At 56.8% G+C, this 18086-nt stretch carries 14 protein-coding genes and 3 tRNA genes; 6 read left to right on the top strand and 11 right to left on the bottom strand.

The window, feature by feature from the left end:
* Positions 1-45: 45 nt before the first annotated feature.
* The 6 genes from hfq to nnr form a co-directional block, all read right to left on the bottom strand.
* Entirely contained in the window at positions 46-357 is a 312-nt protein-coding gene (gene hfq, locus CKF42_RS15515) for an RNA chaperone Hfq (RefSeq protein WP_009087468.1), read from the bottom strand.
* Between the two features lie 104 nt (positions 358-461).
* A complete protein-coding gene (gene miaA, locus CKF42_RS15510) occupies positions 462-1412 on the bottom strand; it encodes a tRNA (adenosine(37)-N6)-dimethylallyltransferase MiaA (RefSeq protein ID WP_111208581.1) in 951 nt (316 codons plus the stop codon).
* Entirely contained in the window at positions 1405-3261 is a 1857-nt protein-coding gene (gene mutL / locus CKF42_RS15505) for a DNA mismatch repair endonuclease MutL (protein ID WP_111208580.1), read from the bottom strand. Before mutL ends, miaA begins: the two co-directional genes overlap by 8 nt.
* Positions 3262-3309: 48 nt before the next feature.
* Positions 3310-4971, bottom strand: a complete 1662-nt coding sequence (gene amiB, locus CKF42_RS15500; RefSeq protein WP_111208579.1) for an N-acetylmuramoyl-L-alanine amidase AmiB — start codon at positions 4969-4971, stop codon at positions 3310-3312.
* The gene (tsaE, locus tag CKF42_RS15495) at positions 4968-5444 is read right to left on the bottom strand and encodes a tRNA (adenosine(37)-N6)-threonylcarbamoyltransferase complex ATPase subunit type 1 TsaE (RefSeq protein ID WP_009087471.1); all 477 of its coding nucleotides are present in this window, start codon (positions 5442-5444) and stop codon (positions 4968-4970) included. The genes amiB and tsaE overlap by 4 nt, the downstream gene beginning before the upstream one ends.
* Positions 5441-6961: a bifunctional ADP-dependent NAD(P)H-hydrate dehydratase/NAD(P)H-hydrate epimerase gene (gene nnr, locus CKF42_RS15490; RefSeq protein WP_111208578.1), complete on the bottom strand. Its 1521-nt coding sequence runs from the start codon at positions 6959-6961 to the stop codon at positions 5441-5443. The genes tsaE and nnr overlap by 4 nt, the downstream gene beginning before the upstream one ends.
* Here nnr and queG point away from each other — a divergent pair.
* Entirely contained in the window at positions 6960-8099 is a 1140-nt protein-coding gene (gene queG / locus CKF42_RS15485; RefSeq protein ID WP_009087474.1) for a tRNA epoxyqueuosine(34) reductase QueG, read from the top strand. The two genes, nnr and queG, sit on opposite strands and share 2 nt — an antisense overlap.
* A 350-nt stretch (positions 8100-8449) precedes the next feature.
* Here the strand turns inward: queG and CKF42_RS15480 are convergent.
* From CKF42_RS15480 to orn, 4 genes are all read right to left on the bottom strand, one after another.
* A tRNA-Gly gene (locus CKF42_RS15480) sits at positions 8450-8525 on the bottom strand.
* Positions 8526-8550: 25 nt separating this feature from the next.
* Positions 8551-8626 (bottom strand) — tRNA-Gly (locus CKF42_RS15475).
* A gap of 24 nt (positions 8627-8650) precedes the next feature.
* Positions 8651-8726: transfer RNA gene (locus CKF42_RS15470), tRNA-Gly, on the bottom strand.
* Between the two features lie 154 nt (positions 8727-8880).
* Entirely contained in the window at positions 8881-9429 is a 549-nt protein-coding gene (orn, locus tag CKF42_RS15465; protein WP_009087476.1) for an oligoribonuclease, read from the bottom strand.
* A gap of 101 nt (positions 9430-9530) precedes the next feature.
* Between orn and rsgA the strand changes: the two genes are divergently transcribed.
* From rsgA to mscM, 3 genes are all read left to right on the top strand, one after another.
* A complete protein-coding gene (rsgA, locus tag CKF42_RS15460; protein ID WP_009087478.1) occupies positions 9531-10580 on the top strand; it encodes a small ribosomal subunit biogenesis GTPase RsgA in 1050 nt (349 codons plus the stop codon).
* A gap of 170 nt (positions 10581-10750) precedes the next feature.
* Positions 10751-11650 (top strand): archaetidylserine decarboxylase, encoded by a 900-nt coding sequence (gene asd / locus CKF42_RS15455; protein WP_009087480.1) that lies wholly within the window; start codon positions 10751-10753, stop codon positions 11648-11650.
* A gap of 14 nt (positions 11651-11664) precedes the next feature.
* Positions 11665-14997, top strand: a complete 3333-nt coding sequence (mscM, locus tag CKF42_RS15450; RefSeq protein WP_046102617.1) for a miniconductance mechanosensitive channel MscM — start codon at positions 11665-11667, stop codon at positions 14995-14997.
* Positions 14998-15286: 289 nt separating this feature from the next.
* Here mscM and mdh read toward each other — a convergent pair whose 3' ends face one another.
* Entirely contained in the window at positions 15287-16225 is a 939-nt protein-coding gene (gene mdh / locus CKF42_RS15445) for a malate dehydrogenase (protein ID WP_009087483.1), read from the bottom strand.
* Between the two features lie 428 nt (positions 16226-16653).
* Here mdh and argR point away from each other — a divergent pair, with 428 nt between their 5' ends.
* Positions 16654-17124, top strand: a complete 471-nt coding sequence (argR, locus tag CKF42_RS15440; protein WP_009087485.1) for a transcriptional regulator ArgR — start codon at positions 16654-16656, stop codon at positions 17122-17124.
* Positions 17125-17632: 508 nt separating this feature from the next.
* Positions 17633-17896: a peroxide/acid stress response protein YhcN gene (gene yhcN, locus CKF42_RS15435; protein WP_009087487.1), complete on the top strand. Its 264-nt coding sequence runs from the start codon at positions 17633-17635 to the stop codon at positions 17894-17896.
* Positions 17897-18086 lie beyond the last annotated feature (190 nt).

Raw genomic sequence — 18086 nt, 5'->3', positions numbered from 1 at the left:
GGACGGAAAACCTCTGTTCTCCGATCCTGGCTGTACGGCGACGCGTTACTCTGCGTTATCACCGTCTTGTTGTGGCTGTGGCTGCGCAGATGTGTTGCTGCCACCATGATGGTAATTGTTGCTGCCGCCACCGGTATTATTGCTATGGTGAGAAACCGGGCGTGAAGGAACAACGGTAGAAATGGCGTGTTTATAAACCATCTGACTTACCGTGTTTTTCAACAAAATGACGAACTGATCAAATGACTCAATCTGACCCTGCAGCTTAATACCGTTAACCAGATAAATCGAAACCGGAACACGTTCACGACGCAGTGCGTTCAAAAACGGGTCTTGTAATGATTGCCCCTTAGCCATTCTATCTTTTCCTTATATGCTTGTTGTTTGTTGCTCGTAGAACCTATGGTTCTGAAAAAAACTGCGTAAAAATTTGCGCACGATAACTCATCAATTGTACACAATCACCCATGCTTCGCACTAAGAACCTGTAACACCGTATCACGCGCCAGCCGGGGCTCGTCACTGTCAAGCCAGTGAACGTTTTCCCAGCCACGTAACCAGGTCATCTGTCTCTTAGCGAGCTGCCGGGTTGCGCAAATTCCCCGATAAACCATCTCGCTGTAATCGATTTCGCCTGATAAATAAGACCACATCTGACGATAGCCAACACAACGAATGGAAGGCATGTCCGTATGCAAATCACCTCGTGCAAACAGGGCCCGAGCCTCCGCTTCAAATCCTGACGCCAACATCTGCTCAAAACGTAACGCGATGCGCTGGTGCAGCAGTTCGCGGCTCGCGGGGGCGATGGCAAACTGATGCACGTCGTAGGGTAACGCTTCACCGGAGGTTTTTGTCAGTTCCGTTAAAGTTTTACCCGAAATAAAAAAAACTTCCAGTGCTCGCGAAAGTCTCTGCGGATCATTCGGATGAATACGACTACCAGCAACCGGGTCGATCTCACACAGCTGGCGGTGCAAAGCTTCCCAGCCTTTTTCACGCGCCGTTTGCTCTATCTGCTGACGAACGTCGGGATCGGCCGAGGGCAACGGCGACAATCCTTCAAGTAACGCCTTGAAGTAGAGCATGGTTCCACCAACAAGCAACGGAATTCGTCCAGCATGAACGATATCCGCCATTTCTGCTAAAGCATCGCGCCGGAACTCCGCAGCCGAATAGGCTTCTGCGGGATCGCGGATGTCGAGCAGACGATGGGGGGCCACTGCTAACTCCTCAGCCGACGGTTTTGCCGTACCAATATCCATCTGACGATAGATTAAGGCAGAATCGACGCTGATTAGTTCCACCGGTAACTGCCTGCGCAGTTCAATGGCTAATGCGGTTTTACCCGATGCAGTGGGTCCCATCAAAAAAATCGCCTTTGGCCGGCCAGCCTGGTTCAGTTCACTCATGCTTCAACGCGTTAATCGCGCTCTCAATCTCTAAGGGCTGTAACAAGCCTGAAGGTGGCGATTTCAGTAGCTGTGGGCAGAGCCGTTCGAGCTCTGCCAGCAGGTTGATCGCCTGTGAGTGATTCCAGTCGGAGGACGCTGCATCCTGACGCCGTGCCAGCCACTGGGCCAGCTGCGTCGCAGAGTTCTCCTGCTGCCGGGCGAGATAGCCTAACAGTTCAGGAATCAAGATTTGTAAATTTTGTGTTCGTAACGGTAAAGGCACCGCACGCAGGGTCACGTGGTCACCGTCAGGCTGCAGATCGATACCCATCTGACTGAGCAGACTGCTGTTTTCTTTGGCGGCCTGACACTCCTCCCGCGCCATTTTCAGGCGCACCGGAATCAGAAGGGGCTGCGGTTTAAGCCCCTCTTCACCCGGTTCGAGCTGCGCCTGCTTCAGCCAGCGCGCCGCGACCGGCAGCGCCATCAGGAACAGTTTCTGGTCCTGTTCCAGCAGCGCATAGTGGTTCTGCAGGACGGTCAGCACCCGGCCAAAACTCTGCGCATGGGCCGCCAGCGGCGTGGCTTTCTCCGGCTGACGCCGCGCAGCCGGTTCGCGGGCTTCAGGCGCCACCGCACTGGCGGCAGGCGTTTTCAGCAGCTGCTGATAAACCGCGCCTTCACGCTGACGATAGACGTTCTCTTTGTTTTGCCATGCGGGGGCTGGCTCACGGGCGGGCGCGGCCGGTCGCTTCTCACTGGCGGAGGTCACAGGCTGGGCAAAATGGTTGCCCCCGGCGGCCTGACGATTCTCCGGCTGCCAGCGTGGGGCCGGTTCTTCTGCTTTCAGCGCGGGCAGCGCTGGTGCGGCAACCGCCTGAAGCGCGCTGACCACGCCCTGATAAATAAAGTCATGCACCAGACGTGACTGATGAAACCGCACTTCGTGTTTGGCCGGATGGACGTTGACATCCACCTGATGCGGATCGATCTCCAGATAGAGCACGTAAGCGGGTTGCTGCTCATCCTGCAGCTGGTCCTGAAAAGCCTGGCGGATAGCGTGGTTGATCAGCCTGTCACGCATCATGCGGCCATTGACGTAGCAATATTGCAGCTCGCTGACCTGACGCGACCCGGCCGGATCGGCGACCCAGCCGCGCAGCGAAAGATCGTCATGTTGCCAGTCGATGCGCAGCGCATGCTGCATAAAGGTGGTGCCGCAGATGGCGGCCAGCCGCCGTTCGCGCTGACTCTCCTCGCTGACGGCCCGATACTGGCGCATCATTTTGCCGTTATGGCTGAGCGAAAAGGCGACATCAAACCGCGCCAGCGCAATACGACGAATCACCTCGTCGATGTGACCAAATTCGGTTTTCTCGGTGCGCATGAATCTGCGCCGCGCGGGGGTGTTATAAAACAGGTCCAGCACTTCCAGCGTGGTGCCGCAGGGGTGCGCAGCCGGTTTGACCGTCACCGCCATCTCACGCCCTTCGGCATAAGCCTGCCAGGCTTCGGTCTGATCGGCGGTACGCGAGGTTAAGGTCAGGCGGGAGACCGAACTGATACTGGCCAGCGCTTCCCCCCGGAACCCCAGACTCATGATCGCCTCCAGGTCATCCAGCGAGGCAATTTTACTGGTGGCGTGCCGGGCGAGCGCCATCGAGAGTTCGCTTTTCACGATGCCGCAGCCGTTGTCACGGATGCGGATAAGCTTTGCGCCCCCTTTTTCAATATCAACGTCAATGCGCGTTGCGCCAGCATCAAGGCTGTTTTCCACCAGCTCTTTTACAACCGATGCAGGACGCTCAACCACTTCCCCCGCCGCAATCTGGTTTGCCAGCTGAGGCGGTAAAATTTGTATCGGCATGGTGGATATCCTTTTGGCTGACAGCCCGGCGCGTGGCCGGGCGAACAATCAGGATGCAGGGATTTTCAGGTTCTGCCCCAACATTACGTTGGTCGACTTCAGATTATTGGTCTGCATTATCGCTTTTGGACTGACGCCATAGTGTGCGGCGATACCGGTCAGGGAATCCCCGACGACCACTTTGTGCCGCACAACACCCCGGGCGCGGGTCGTGCGGCTGGTCGTGGCACTGGCGGGCACCTTCAGCCGCTGTCCGACCCAGACCACATCCCGCTTCAGCGTATTCAGCTCACGCAGCGTCGCCATGCTGACCCCATACTTCGCGGCAATACCGGAAAGCGTCTCACCGCGCGTCACCGTATGACGCTGCGTTGCCCCCGTATATTGCGTCACCCCGGTCGCCGGGTTGCTGGCGACGCTAACCGCCGGCGACGAGCCCAGCGGCCGGTTTTCCTCCTTTGGGATGGATTGCAGCGGGTGCGCCAGGAAATAAGTGCGCAGACCTTTGTAGATCGACTGCGCAATCTTATCCTGGTGTGCGCTACTGCCAAGCAGTCGCTCCTCCGAGGAATTACTGATGAAGCCGGTTTCCACCAGCAGAGAAGGAATGTCAGGTGAACGCAGCACGCCCAGGCTGGCATGTTCAGGCAGCCGTTTATGCAGCGAGGTGACGCCGCGCAGCTGCTGCAACACTTTCTGCGCGATGTCATATCCGACGCGCTGCGAGTGACCAAACTGCAGATCCAGCACCGCCTGGCTGAGGTAGGGATCCGCCTGGCTGTTAGCCAGCAGGTCGCCTGCGCCGCCCAGCAGCTCAGACTGTTTCTCTTTCTGCTCCAGCCAGTTAGCCATCTCGTTATTGGCACGGCGGTTGGATAAGACCCAGACCGATGCACCGGTGGCTGCGTGGCTCGGTGCCGCATCCGCATGGATTGACACCAGCACGTTCGCATTGGCTTTACGCGCCACGTCAGAACGGCCCATCACCGAGATAAAATAGTCGCCATCGCGGGTCAGAACGCCTTTAAACATCGGATCGTTGTTCAGCAGCACCCGCAGTTTACGTGCAATCGCGATAGTGACGTTCTTCTCCTGCAGCCCGCGCTGTCCGATGGCGCCCGGATCCTGACCGCCATGCCCGGCGTCAATCGCCACAATCACCGTGTCGTTGTGGCTGACCGTCGCGCCAGGGCGTACCGTGCTGGCGGAACTGCTCACTGAGGTAACCGGATTGGCATTAAACGGATTGGCAGCGGCACTCTGGACGGGCGCTCGCGACGGGGCTGTCACCGGAGCGGGTGCACTGCGCGTCACCGCCGGCGCTTTACCGGTAATCGTGAAGACCACGCTGTAGCTGTTGCCATTGCGCTGGGTAACCGCACGGGTTTTCCCCGCCTGCGTCAGCTCAAACACCAGCCGCACGCTCTGTTTATCTTTCGGGGTACTGGTCCGAATCCGCTTTACGATATTTTCCCCGCTGAAGTTCAGCGGCAGTCCCTGAACCACGCCGCTCTGGCGCACATCAAGCACCACACGATCGGGATTGCGCAGCGGGAAGAAGCCGTAAACAGGCTGTCCGGCAAAGTTCAGGGTAATGGTGGCCTGGCTGTCGCCGTTAGCCACTTTAATATCGGACAACGTGGCGGCAAACAGCGGCGTACAGACCAGCAGCAGCAGTGTCACCAGCGCGATTTTCATCCGTGACATCATGCCTGATCCCTGCCCTGATCAACGTGTTCAATCCATTGCTGTCCGGCTGCGGATTGTGCCGTCAGCTCCGCTTCCCGCGCCTCACCCACATAGCGCAGCGTCAGTGTGACATCGGGCGACGGCAGAAAACCAGCGCCCTGCTGCGGCCATTCGACCAGACAGATTGCCTCGCCGCTGAAATAGTCGCGGATCCCCATGAACTCCAGCTCTTCGGGATCGGCCAGGCGGTAGAGGTCAAAATGATAAAGGGTGCGATCACCCAGCGCATAAGGCTCCACCAGCGTGTAAGTGGGGCTTTTAACGTTGCCCTGATGGCCAAGCGCCTGAAGAAAGCCGCGGCTGAAGGTGGTTTTACCCGCCCCCAGATCGCCATAGAGATAAATCACTGCCGCGCTGCCACAGGCGCGCGCCAGCTGAGCGCCCAAACTGAGCGTAGCCGCCTCATCGGGCAAAGAGATAACACAGGTCTTCATGCTTCTTTATTCATCTCAGGATTAACAAACTGCCACAGTAGATCCAGTAAATCTGTTGCCAGCATACCGCGCGTGCCGCGTTGTGCCGCCACCGCATCGGCTGCGGCACCATGCGCCACACAGCCAGCGCAGGCCGCCCCGAACAGCGGCAGTTGCTGACCCATCAGCGAGGCAATAATGCCACTCAACAGGTCGCCCATACCGCCGGAGGCCATACCGGCATTGCCCACATCAGCAAAGGCCATTTCGCCCTGCTCGCTGGCAATAATCGTACCGGCACCTTTCAGTACCACTACGCCACCATATTGCTGCGCCAGTCTCTGCGCTGCATGTAAGCGGTCACTCTCAATTTCACTGGTCTCGATATTCAGCAAACGTGCCGCTTCGCCAGGATGCGGCGTAATGATGCGATTCTGACGTTTCTCCGCACTGATTGCCAGCAGGTTAAGTGCATCTGCGTCCCAAAGCATCGGCTTTTCACTGCCTGCCACTGCTTTCAGCGCCTGCTTACCCCATTCGCGCTGTCCTAAACCAGGCCCGACCGCGATGACATCGGCCCACTCCAGCGCCTCTTTCAGGCGTTCATCGGTCAGTTCATCGACCATCACTTCGGGGCGGGCTGTCAGGATCGGGATAATGTTATCTTTGTGAGTGAGCACTCGCACCAATCCACTGCCGGTGCGCAACGCGGCCTCAGCCGTCATGCGCACTGCCCCGGCCGTTCCGGCATCGCCCCCGACGACCAGCAGACGGCCATGGTTGCCTTTATGCGAGGTGGGTTTGCGCGGCTTGAGCCAGCGGGTCAGTGCACTGGCATCATAACGCGCCATCGGCGCGGTTTCTCCCGCGAGAAACGTCGTCAGGCCAAGGTCGGCATAATAGAGCGTGCCGATAACGTCGCGGGCTTTGCCGGTAAGCTGGCCTGGCTTCAGCGCCACGACGCTCAGGGTATGTGTGGCGTTAATCACCTCACCGGGCGTCGTGCCGTTTCGCGCGGATAAGCCGGACGGCATGTCGATGGCGAGGATCGGTGCCGCGTGGGCGTTTGCCTGCTGAATCAGCGTGGCATAGGGTTCCGCAGGCGCGCGCTGTGTGCCGGTGCCCAGCAGCGCATCGACAATCACATCCACCTGCTCTGGCCAGGCTGCACCAGCCGCATGGATTTCGCCGCCCGCATCCAGCCAGGCGTCCCGGGCGCGCTGCGCCTCTTCCGGTAACGCTTTTTCACTCTCACACGCCAGCAGCGTGATGGTTTTACCCGCCGCCTGCCCCAGTCGGGCCAGCACATAGCCATCCCCGCCATTGTTACCGTGGCCGCACAAAATCAGCCAGTGGCGGGCGTCAGGCCAGTGCCGGTTCAGATGCTCATAGGCGGCCTGCCCGGCGCGCAGCATCAGTTCATAGAGGGTAATGCCAAGGGCATCGGCTCCCTGCTGCTCAAGCTGCGCCACCGCCTGCGCAGGCCAGACAGAATATGGTAAACTGCGGTCGTTTCTCTTCGAATCCTGGTCACTCATGTCATACCCTCTCGATCTTCATCAGTTTGCACAACAGATTAAACAGTGGGGATTAGATCTCGGCTTTCAGCAGGTCGGCATCACCGATACCGATCTCAGTGCGGAAGAGCCGCGCCTGCAGGCGTGGCTGGAGAAGCAGTATCATGGCGAGATGGAGTGGATGGCGCGACATGGCATGATGCGGGCGCGTCCGCATGAACTGCTTCCCGGCACGCTGCGCGTCATCAGCGTTCGCATGAACTACCTTCCGGCCAAAGCCGCCTTTGCCAGCACGCTGAAAAATCCCCGACTGGGCTATGTCAGCCGTTATGCATTAGGCCGCGATTACCACAAAGTATTGCGCAATCGCCTGAAAAAGCTCGGAGAAATGATCCAGCAGCATTGCAGCGAGCTTAACTTCCGGCCCTTTGTAGACTCGGCCCCGCTGCTTGAGCGACCGCTGGCAGCTAAAGCAGGACTGGGGTGGACCGGCAAACATTCGCTGATTCTGAATCGTGAAGCTGGCTCGTGGTTTTTCCTTGGCGAGCTGCTGATCGATATACCCCTGCCGATTGATACGCCGCAGCAGGAGCAGTGTGGCCGCTGTGTCGCCTGCATGACCATCTGCCCGACCAGCGCTATCGTTGAGCCTTACGTCGTGGATGCCCGCCGCTGTATTTCCTATCTCACTATCGAGCTGGAAGGGGCGATCCCGGAAGCGTTTCGCCCGCTGATGGGCAACCGGATTTATGGCTGTGATGACTGCCAGTTGATCTGTCCGTGGAATCGTTACGGGCAACTCAGCGATGAAAGTGACTTCTCTCCCCGCGCGGCCCTGCATGCACCGGAGCTTATCGATCTGTTTCAGTGGGATGAGGCGAAATTTTTGCGTATCACCGAAGGCTCGGCAATTCGACGGATTGGTCATTTGCGCTGGCTGCGTAATATTGCGGTGGCGCTGGGTAATGCGCCCTGGTCAGCGGATATTGTGCCAGTACTGGAACAGCGGCTCGGAGAGAGTGAACTGCTGGATGAACATATTCTGTGGGCGGTCGCCTGTCAGCAGCAGAAACGCCAGCAACTCGTCGTGGACGTGCAGCCTGCTCAGCAGAAACGTCTGGTGCGTGCCATTGAAAAAGGTTTACCCCGTGATGCGTGATTAACCAGCCAGCCGGCAGTTTATCGTTTTCCACACGCTGTGAATAAAAATAAAAAGCTGTTGTCATTCAACTGCAATAACGGGCGTTTCACGCTGGAATAACAAATTGAAATATCCTCATAATCATAAATATCAACAACTTAAGAAAAAGTTGTGTTTATTTAATAATGAGTCTACCGCTTCGTTTTAACGATAAAGCTGTGGATAACTCTGTTCAGAAACATTTTACAGATCGCCGTAAAAGGCGCAGACGATGGGGTGCCGTGCTGTGGATAACCTTAGGCTGACAATCAAAATCAGACGACGCTAAACCGTCGGATAACTGATCACAATGAGGTTGATGTTAAATCTGGAGCGGGAAACGAGACTCGAACTCGCGACCCCGACCTTGGCAAGGTCGTGCTCTACCAACTGAGCTATTCCCGCATAGAAGGGCACTGCTAAACAAAACTGGAGCGGGAAACGAGACTCGAACTCGCGACCCCGACCTTGGCAAGGTCGTGCTCTACCAACTGAGCTATTCCCGCAAAGAGGGTACTGCTGATTAAAACTGGAGCGGGAAACGAGACTCGAACTCGCGACCCCGACCTTGGCAAGGTCGTGCTCTACCAACTGAGCTATTCCCGCGCCTTGTACCGACACTAAATTCTTCACCGGTACGGGGTGCGCATTATACGAGAAATCATTGCTGCTGCAAGCGTCTGAAAGCAGAATTTTTCGTTTTCAGCGCGTTTGCCGATTAAATCGGCAACCTGGCGATTTCATGCGCACCCTTCGCGGATTAAAGCTGCAAAAAGTGTTCGCGGTAGTAAGCGAGCTCCGCCACTGACTCGCGGATATCATCCAGCGCCTGGTGTGTGCCGCCTTTTTTGAAGCCTGGCAGGATAGAGGGTTTCCAGCGGCGGGCCAGCTCTTTCAGGGTGCTGACATCCAGATAGCGATAGTGGAAGTACGCCTCCAGCTCAGGCATGTACTTAAACAGGAAGCGCCGATCCTGCCCGATGCTGTTGCCGCAGATAGGTGAGGTGTTCGCCGGCACCCACTGCTTCAGAAATTCCAGGGTGGCCAGCTCCGCCGCGCGATCGTCAATCGTGCTCGCCTTCACCCGCTCAACCAGACCGCTGTTGGTATGGGTGCGGACATTCCACTCATCCATCAGCGCCAGCTGCGCGTCAGACTGATGAACCGCGATAACCGGCCCTTCTGCCAGAATATTCAGGTTGGCATCAGTCACCAGGGTCGCAATCTCAATAATACGGTCGTGAGCCGGATCAAGCCCGGTCATCTCAAGATCAATCCAGATCAGGTTCTGTTCATTTCCAGTAGCCATGCTGTTTCCTGCGGTTGCTATAGTCGTCATTCACAATGAATAAGGTGTATCATAGACGTTTTGCCCAGCCGGGCGAAATCTGGCTAATGCTGTGAGGGTGAGTGAGTAAAAATAAACTGTCGAAGGGCCAACAACGCCGCGTAAGCGCTAACCACGATCGCCGTCTCAATCAGCGTAAAGAGCGCCCGGAAGCGGACGACAACCTGTTTGGGGAAGCCGCAGATGGGGTTGTTGTCAGCCGTTTCGGCATGCACGCTGACGTTGAGGATAGCGCAGGCGTTGCCCACCGCTGCAATATCCGCCGCACGATCCGTTCGCTGGTGACCGGCGATCGGGTGCTGTGGCGTCCGGCAACCAGCGGCGGCAAAGGGATTGTGGAAGCGGTGCATGAACGCACCAGCGTGCTGACCCGTCCCGATTTTTATGACGGTGTGAAGCCGATGGCGGCCAACATCGATCAGATCATTATTGTCTCTGCGATCCTGCCGGAACTGTCGCTTAACATCATCGATCGCTATCTGGTGGCCAGCGAGACCCTGGAAATCGAGCCGCTACTGGTCCTCAACAAAACCGATCTGCTGGATGAGCGCGCGCGCGCCGTGGTCGATGAGCAGATGGATATCTACCGTGCGATTGGCTATCGCGTAGTGATGGTCTCCAGCCGGGCGAAAAATGGCCTGGACGATCTCGAAGCCGCCTTAACCGATCGCGTCAGTATCTTTGCCGGTCAGTCCGGCGTCGGCAAGTCGAGCCTGCTGAACGCCCTGCTCGGCTTCGACAAAGAAGAGCAGCTCGCGATTCTGACCAACGAGGTGTCAGACGGCTCCGGCTTAGGTCAGCACACCACCACCGCCTCACGGCTCTATCACTTCCCGCACGGCGGAGATGTTATCGACTCCCCCGGCGTGCGCGAGTTCGGCTTATGGCATCTGGAGCCGGAACAGATTACCCGTGGATTTGTCGAATTTCGCGCCTTCCTGGGTGCATGCAAATTCCGCGACTGCAAACATGGCAGCGACCCGGGCTGTGCGATTCGCGAAGCGGTGGAAGCCGGTAAAATTCATCGCTCCCGTTTCGACAACTACCACCGTATCCTGGAGAGCATGGCGCAGGTAAAAACGCGTAAAAATTTCCCTGACGGTGAGAGTTAACCGGTATAACCGCGTGATCCGGTCTGACCAGAAGATTTTGCGAGGTGCCTTCCATTCGGCGACCCAGACCGTGCAGCATGCGCGGAATCAGGTATAGTCGCCATCAGAACGGGGCACTGCTACAATCCGCTTCCTTTTTTTCAACGTCATAAAATAGCCAGGAGGCTAAGGTGTTTGATCGTTTAAAACTCGGCTTGAATCATATTCTCCCGAAGAAATGGCTGACTGAACTCGCCGGTTGGGGCGCCAGTCGCCGCGGTGGTTGGTTGACCAAACTGGTCATTGACATCTTTGTCTGGTTTTACAAAGTCGACATGGCGGAAGCACGAAAGCCCGACACCGCCAGCTATCGGACGTTTAATGACTTTTTCGTGCGTCCGCTTAAAGAGGATGCGCGTCCGGTGGATGCTGACGCCAGCCTGATCGCCCTGCCCGCAGATGGCGCTATCAGCCAGCTCGGTCACATCGACGGTGACCAGATTTTCCAGGCCAAAGGTCATCACTACTCGCTTGAGGCACTGCTGGCGGGTGATGAACGAATGGCGGCCCGGTTTGTGGAGGGCGAATTCGTCACGACCTATCTGGCCCCGCGTGATTATCACCGCGTTCATATGCCGTGCAACGGTATCCTGCGTGAGATGATCTATGTACCTGGCGATCTCTACTCGGTCAATCCGCTGACCGCGCGTAACATCCCGAATCTGTTCGCCCGTAACGAACGCGTCATCTGCTACTTTGAAACCGATATCGGGCCGATGGTGCAGATCCTGGTGGGCGCCACCATTGTTGGCAGTATCGAAACCGTCTGGGCAGGCACGATTACGCCACCGCGTGAAGGCGTAATTAAGCGCTGGCACTATCCGGCAGCGGATGATGAAGGCGCCGTGGTCCTGCTGAAAGGTCAGGAGATGGGTCGCTTCAAACTCGGCTCTACCGTCATCAACCTGTTCGCACCGGGTCGCGTCAAACTGGCTGAAAGCCTGGAAGCGGAAAGTAAAACCCGTCTGGGACAACCGCTGGCCCTGGCGCTGCCGGTCGCGACAGACCTCTCCGACGTCATCGTCGACTAAATTGAGTGTCCTCCGTGCGTTCGATTCTCCTTCTGCTGCTGAGCCTCTGGCTCAGCAGCCCGGCCTTTGCGGCCAGCCTTCCTGACGCCAGCCAGCTCAAACAGCAGCTGGAAGAGATAAAATCGGCCAAAAGCTCGCCCGCGCAGGCAGAGCAGATCCAGTCGATTGAAGCCGCCCTGAATTTCCTCTCTGAACGTGATGACTCCCTGGAGCGCGCAGCGCAGTATCAGCAGGTCATTGATGATTTTCCGCGTCTGGCGCGGGAGCTGCGTCAGCAGATCGCCACGCTCAGCGACAGCGGAAAAACAGTGCGCAGTAATATGAGCAGCGCCGAACTGGATCAGGAGATCCTGCAGGTCAGCAGTCAGCTTCTGGAAGAGGGGCGGCAGGCGCGCCAGGAGCAGGATCGGGCGCGGGAAATCAGTGATTCCCTGTCGCAACTGCCGCAGCAGCAGACGGATGCCCGCCGGGCGATGACGGAGAGTGAGCGTCGTCTGCAGAGTGCCAGCAACAGCAGCTCACCGCAGGGGCAGCTCCAGCTGGCGGCTCGCCAGGCGGAAAATGCGGCGAATAAAGCACTCGTCGATGAGCTTGACCTGGCACAACTCTCTGCCAATAACCGTCAGGAACTGGCTCGGATGCGGGCGGAAGCCCATCAGCGTAAAGCAACGCAGCTGGATAACTACCTGCAGGCGCTGCGCAATCAACTCAATGACCAGCGGCAACGCGAAGCCGAAGTTGCGCTGGCCCGCACCGAGCAGCTGGCAGAAAACAGCGGTGATTTGCCGCAGGACATCAGCGATCAGTTCCGGGTTAACCGTGAACTCTCTGTCGCCCTGAATCAGCAGGCGCAGCGGATGGATCTGGTTGCGTCGCAACAGCGTCTCGCCACTAACCAGATCATTCAGGTTCGTCAGGCTCTCTCGACGCTGCGTGAGCAGTCGCAGTGGCTGGGTGCCTCTAACCTGCTGGGTGAAGCGCTGCGGGCGCAGGTTGCGCGACTGCCCGAGATGCCAAAGTCCCAGCAGATTGACAGCGAGATGGCGCAACTTCGCGTGCAGCGTCTCTACTACGAAGATCTGATGGCGCAGCAGGAAACCCTGCGTAAGGGGCATCAGGCCAATGGTCAGCCCTTTACCGCCGAGCAGAAGCGTATCCTCGATGCGCAACTCCGCACCCAGCGTGAACTGCTCAATTCGCTGATCTCCGGCTGTGACACGCTGATTCTGGAGATCACCAAGCTGAAGGTCGGCAATACACAGCTTCAGGATGCGCTCAGTGAAGTCAAAGATGCGACGCACCGCTATCTCTTCTGGACCGCCGACGTCAGCCCCATAGGGTTAAGCTATCCGCTGGACCTGGCGAGAGATCTTTCCCGGCTGCTGTCGCTGGATACGCTGGGTCAGCTTGGGAAAGCGATAGCAATGATGTTTACCAGTCGCAACACGGTGCTGCCGATTATTGGTGCGCTGCTGCTGGTTGGCTTCAGTATCAGCTCGCGACGCCACTTCAATGCTTTTCTGGATCGTTCTGCCAGCAAAGTCGGCAAAGTGACACAGGATCGCTTCCGTCTGACCATCCGCACCGTGTTCTGGTCGATTCTGGTGGCGCTGCCGCTGCCCGTATTGTGGGGTACGCTGGGGTATGGCCTGCAGAACGCCTGGCCCTACCCTATCGCAGTGGCGATTGGTGATGGCATTACCGCCACGCTGCCGCTGCTGTGGGCATTCATGATCAGCGCCGCCTTTGCCCGCCCCAACGGATTGTTCATCGTCCATTTCCGCTGGCCGCAGAACCGGGTCGCGCGCGCCATGCGCTACTACTCGCTGAGTATCGGGCTGATTGTGCCGCTGATCATGTTGCTTATCGCCTTTGGTAATCTTGAAGACCGGAAGTTCTCAGCATCGCTGGGCCGCCTCTGTTTCATCCTGATCTGCGGGGCCATCAGCATCGTCACCGTCAGCCTGAAGCGTTCCGGCATCCCTCTCTATCTCGATAAAGAGGGAAACGGCGATAACATAGTGAACCGGATGCTCTGGAACATGATGATCGCCATGCCGCTGATGGCAGCCCTCGCCTCTGCCGTAGGGTATCTGGCGACCGCGCAGGCGCTGCTAGCCCGTCTGGAAACCTCAGTCGCTATCTGGTTCCTGCTGCTGGTCATCTATCACATCATCCGCCGCTGGATGCTGATTCAGCGGCGGCGTCTGGGCTTTGATCGCGCCCGTCAGCGCCGTGCCGATATGCTGGCGAACCGGGCGCGCAGTGAAGAAGAGAAAGAGCAAGGCACCCAGAACACCGACGCGATTGAAGTCGAGGAGCCGGTGATCGACCTGGATGCGATCAGTGCGCAGTCGCTGCGGCTGGTGCGCTCCCTTCTGACATTGATCGCCCTGGTCTCGGTGATTGTCCTGTGGTCCGAAATTCACTCGGCCTTCGGCTTCCTGGAAAATATTCAGCTGTGGGATGTCAGTACCTCCGTGCAGGGCGTGGAGTCGATTCAGCCGATTACCCTGGGGTCGGTACTGATTGCTATTCTGGTGTTTATCATCACGACTCAGCTGGTGCGCAACATGCCAGCCCTGCTCGAGCTGGCGCTGTTACAGCATCTTAATCTGACGCCAGGCACCGGCTACGCCATCACCACACTGACCAAATATCTGCTGCTGCTGATTGGCGGACTCATTGGCTTCTCCATGATCGGCATCGAATGGTCGAAGCTGCAGTGGCTGGTTGCCGCATTAGGTGTGGGACTGGGGTTTGGTTTGCAGGAGATTTTTGCCAACTTTATCTCAGGCCTGATTATTCTGTTTGAAAAACCGATTCGTATTGGCGACACCGTGACGATTCGCGACCTGACCGGCAGCATTACGCGGATTAACACCCGTGCCACCACCATCACCGACTGGGACCGCAAAGAGATTATCGTGCCGAATAAGGCCTTTATCACCGAACAGTTTATTAACTGGTCGCTCTCCGATTCCGTTACGCGTGTAGTGCTTACCATCCCGGCCCCGGCCAAAGTGAGCAGCGAACAGGTCACCACCATCCTGACGCAGGCGGCGGAACGCTGCAGTTATGTGCTGGATACACCGCAGCCGGAAGCCTTCCTCGTCGATTTGCAGCAGGGGATTCAGCTGTTTGAACTCCGGGTGCATGCCGCGGAGATGGGACATCGTATGCCCCTGCGTCACGAGCTGCATCAGCTCATCCTGCGCGGATTTGAGCAGCACGGTATTGAGATGCCGTTCCCGCCGTTCCAGATGCGGATGGAGACCCTGGGTAAGAAGCTGCCTGCCAGTAACGGGACACCGGCGGCCCGTGCCTATAAATCAGGTGGCCTGTAGGAGAGCATGCCTGGCAGAGTCGGGGAGATGTGAAGTTAAGCTGATAAAGTGTGCGCAGGGTGAATTTAACCGCGACGAATAAACCTGAAGCGAGGGGAACACGGTCAGAAGAGGAAAGCGTCCCGCACCAGGGATGGTGCGGGCCGAGCGTGTCATGGATGACGGCTTTTGCGTCTTTCCGATCTGACCGTGTTCCCCGCGCAGGCACACTCTCACAGCCAGATGAATCCGAATTTGTCACAAACAAAACGCCCGACGAAAGCCGGGCGTTTTCAGTCAGCGACGTCTGCTACTGCTTAACGAACGCCTCTCCCTGTTCGATATCTTTCTTCAGGGTTTCCAGCATGCCTGACAGCGCCTGCTGCTCATACGCACTGAGTGTGCCGATCGGCTTGCGTTCAGCAATCCCGTTTTTACCCAGCAGCAGCGGCTGTGAGAAGAAGCGCGCATGTTCGCCCTCGCCTTCCACATAGGCACACTCCACCACGTTCGCTTCGCCATTCAGCGCGCGTACCAGTGACAGCCCGAAACGCGCAGCTGCCTGCCCCATCGACAGCGTGGCCGAACCGCCACCGGCTTTGGCTTCCACGACCTCGGTGCCGGCGTTCTGAATACGTTTGGTCAGATCCGCCACCTCCTGATCGCTGAAGCTCACCCCTTTGACCTGAGAGAGCAGCGGCAAAATGGTCACGCCAGAGTGGCCGCCAATCACCGGCACTTCAACCTGGTCAGGCTGCTTGCCTTTCAGCGCCGCGACAAAAGTATTGGCGCGAATGATATCCAGCGTGGTGACGCCAAACAGACGGTTCTTATCGTAGACGCCATGCTTTTTCAGCACTTCCGCCGCGATAGCAACGGTAGTGTTGACGGGGTTAGTGATCACCCCGATCAGGGCTTTTGGCGCGGTTGCCGCCACCTGTTCTATCAGGTTACGGACGATACCGGCGTTAACATTAAACAGGTCCGCACGATCCATACCGGGTTTGCGTGCGACACCTGCTGAAATCAGGACCACGTCGGCACCTTTCAGGGCTGGCGTCGCGTCTTCTCCGCTGAACCCTTCAATAGTGACGGCCGTGGGAATATGGCTGAGATCAACGGCAACACCCGGTGTCACCGGGGCGATGTCATACAGTGAGAGTGCTGAACCTGCCGGAAGCTGGGTTTTGAGCAGAAGTGCGAGCGCCTGGCCTATGCCGCCAGCGGCACCGAGAACGGCAACTTTCATTCTTGACTCCTTATTAAGGTGGGGCAGAGATGGGCCGAAATTCTATCTGTGTCAGACCTTAATCAACTGCTCAGGCGATAATGATAATCCGCTGTTAATTCTACGTGTTTTCACACTTAATCGCCGGATTCAAAAGTTACTTATCATGTCGCCTGAATGACCGACAACCGTGCCGTCGTCAGACAGAGAACGGCTATGTTCGTTTTCTGTTACTACACCACCAATAGTATAACAACTTTGCAACCTTCGCCTTTCGGGGCTGTGACAGGGGTTTTGGTCTGAAGGGATTTATTTGCTATTATCGCCGCCCGCTAGCCGCCCGAACCCTGCTCATCAATCGACCGATTGCATAAAAATGCATTTAAATGCATAATCACCACTCTGCCGCGGGCGGATGCGCGGTTATTCTTTCTATTTATTGGTAACCTATGCGAAACCCATCGAAACAAGACGATCTGATCAAGGCTTTCAAGGCCTTATTAAAAGAAGAAAAATTCAGTTCCCAGGGCGAAATTGTTCAGGCGCTTCAGGATGAGGGCTTTGAAAATATCAATCAGTCCAAAGTCTCGCGGATGCTGACCAAGTTTGGCGCAGTGCGCACCCGTAATGCCAAAATGGAAATGGTCTATTGCCTGCCTGCCGAGCTGGGTGTGCCGACGACCACCAGCCCGTTAAAAAACCTGGTGCTGGATATCGACTACAACGATGCGCTGGTGGTCATTCACACCAGTCCGGGCGCAGCACAGCTGATTGCACGCCTGCTGGATTCATTAGGAAAGTCGGAAGGAATTCTTGGCACCATTGCCGGGGATGACACCATCTTTATTACCCGTGCGCGTGACTTCACGGTCAAGCAACTGCATAGCGCGATCCTCAACCTGTTTGAACAGGAACTCTGATCGCTGACTGGCGGCCGGCCATCCTGCGCCTGGTCGTCAGTTCATCTCTCTGCCCGCGCTTTCTCTGCGGTTTGCGCTTCTCCTCTTCCCGTTACGCGCTCCTCTCGTGACTGCCGTTCTGCGAGGCTTGCCCCCGTTTTCAGGCAGCAGGCTGGTGGTCAGATAGCGTCGTCTGCTTCACCTTTTGCGCTATTTTACACTGCTTTACATCACTAATCCGGCCGCATTGCCCGGATCCAGATCAAACACCAGCCCGATATACCACCTTCTTTCGCACGAAACGTTAAAGTCATTTATCCCCTTGTTTCTGCTGTTAAAACACGCTCAAAGCTCATTTTTCACCCTGTTTTTATAACGTCCGGTTATTAAAAGTAGCCATAAGGATAAAGAATCACAAAAAAACATTATTAGCGCGGTATTAATTTCTGACGTTATTAGTCCTATACTTCTTTTCGTGATGCAAATCACACTAACTAAAAAGATAAAAACAGACGACGAGGAAAATTTCATGAACGTAAAAACTACCATCGCTGCTCTTAGCGTGCTCTCTGCCCTGTCATTCGGTGCTGTGGCAGCAGAATCTATCACCGCCTCTCAGGCACAGGATCTGCAGGCTGTCGGCACCATCAGTGTCAGCGGTGTAGCGGGCTCACCGATGGATATCCGACAGAAACTGAGCGACAAAGCCGATCAGCAGGGCGCAAAAGCCTATCGCGTCATTGAGGCTTACAACAACGGCAATTATCACGCGACCGCCGCGCTCTATAACTAAGGCGTCGCCCCACTCCGGCTGATGCGATAAGCCGCGTGCCGGAGAGCGTAAGCAGAATTTCAGGAGAGCAGAAAATGAAAACCAAACTTGCCATCGCTGCACTGAGCATCGCCCTGTTTTCAGCAGGTGCCAGTGCCGCCAGCCTGGTTTCTAATGAACAGGCGCAGGGTTTGCAGTCAATGAACCAGAC

This window comes from Pantoea sp. ARC270 (assembly GCF_003236725.1).
Lineage (GTDB): Bacteria > Pseudomonadota > Gammaproteobacteria > Enterobacterales > Enterobacteriaceae > Pantoea > Pantoea anthophila.
The sequence above is the reverse complement of the archived record's forward strand: the minus strand, read 5'-3'. Positions and strand labels throughout refer to the sequence as shown.

Coding starts and splice junctions, on each gene's coding strand:
- hfq (WP_009087468.1), bottom strand. CDS start 357: ATGGCTAAGGGGCAATCATTACAAGACCCGTTTTTGAACGCACTGCGT.
- miaA (WP_111208581.1), bottom strand. CDS start 1,412: ATGAGTGAACTGAACCAGGCTGGCCGGCCAAAGGCGATTTTTTTGATG.
- mutL (WP_111208580.1), bottom strand. CDS start 3,261: ATGCCGATACAAATTTTACCGCCTCAGCTGGCAAACCAGATTGCGGCG.
- amiB (WP_111208579.1), bottom strand. CDS start 4,971: ATGATGTCACGGATGAAAATCGCGCTGGTGACACTGCTGCTGCTGGTC.
- tsaE (WP_009087471.1), bottom strand. CDS start 5,444: ATGAAGACCTGTGTTATCTCTTTGCCCGATGAGGCGGCTACGCTCAGT.
- queG (WP_009087474.1), top strand. CDS start 6,960: ATGTCATACCCTCTCGATCTTCATCAGTTTGCACAACAGATTAAACAG.
- nnr (WP_111208578.1), bottom strand. CDS start 6,961: ATGAGTGACCAGGATTCGAAGAGAAACGACCGCAGTTTACCATATTCT.
- orn (WP_009087476.1), bottom strand. CDS start 9,429: ATGGCTACTGGAAATGAACAGAACCTGATCTGGATTGATCTTGAGATG.
- mdh (WP_009087483.1), bottom strand. CDS start 16,225: ATGAAAGTTGCCGTTCTCGGTGCCGCTGGCGGCATAGGCCAGGCGCTC.
- argR (WP_009087485.1), top strand. CDS start 16,654: ATGCGAAACCCATCGAAACAAGACGATCTGATCAAGGCTTTCAAGGCC.
- yhcN (WP_009087487.1), top strand. CDS start 17,633: ATGAACGTAAAAACTACCATCGCTGCTCTTAGCGTGCTCTCTGCCCTG.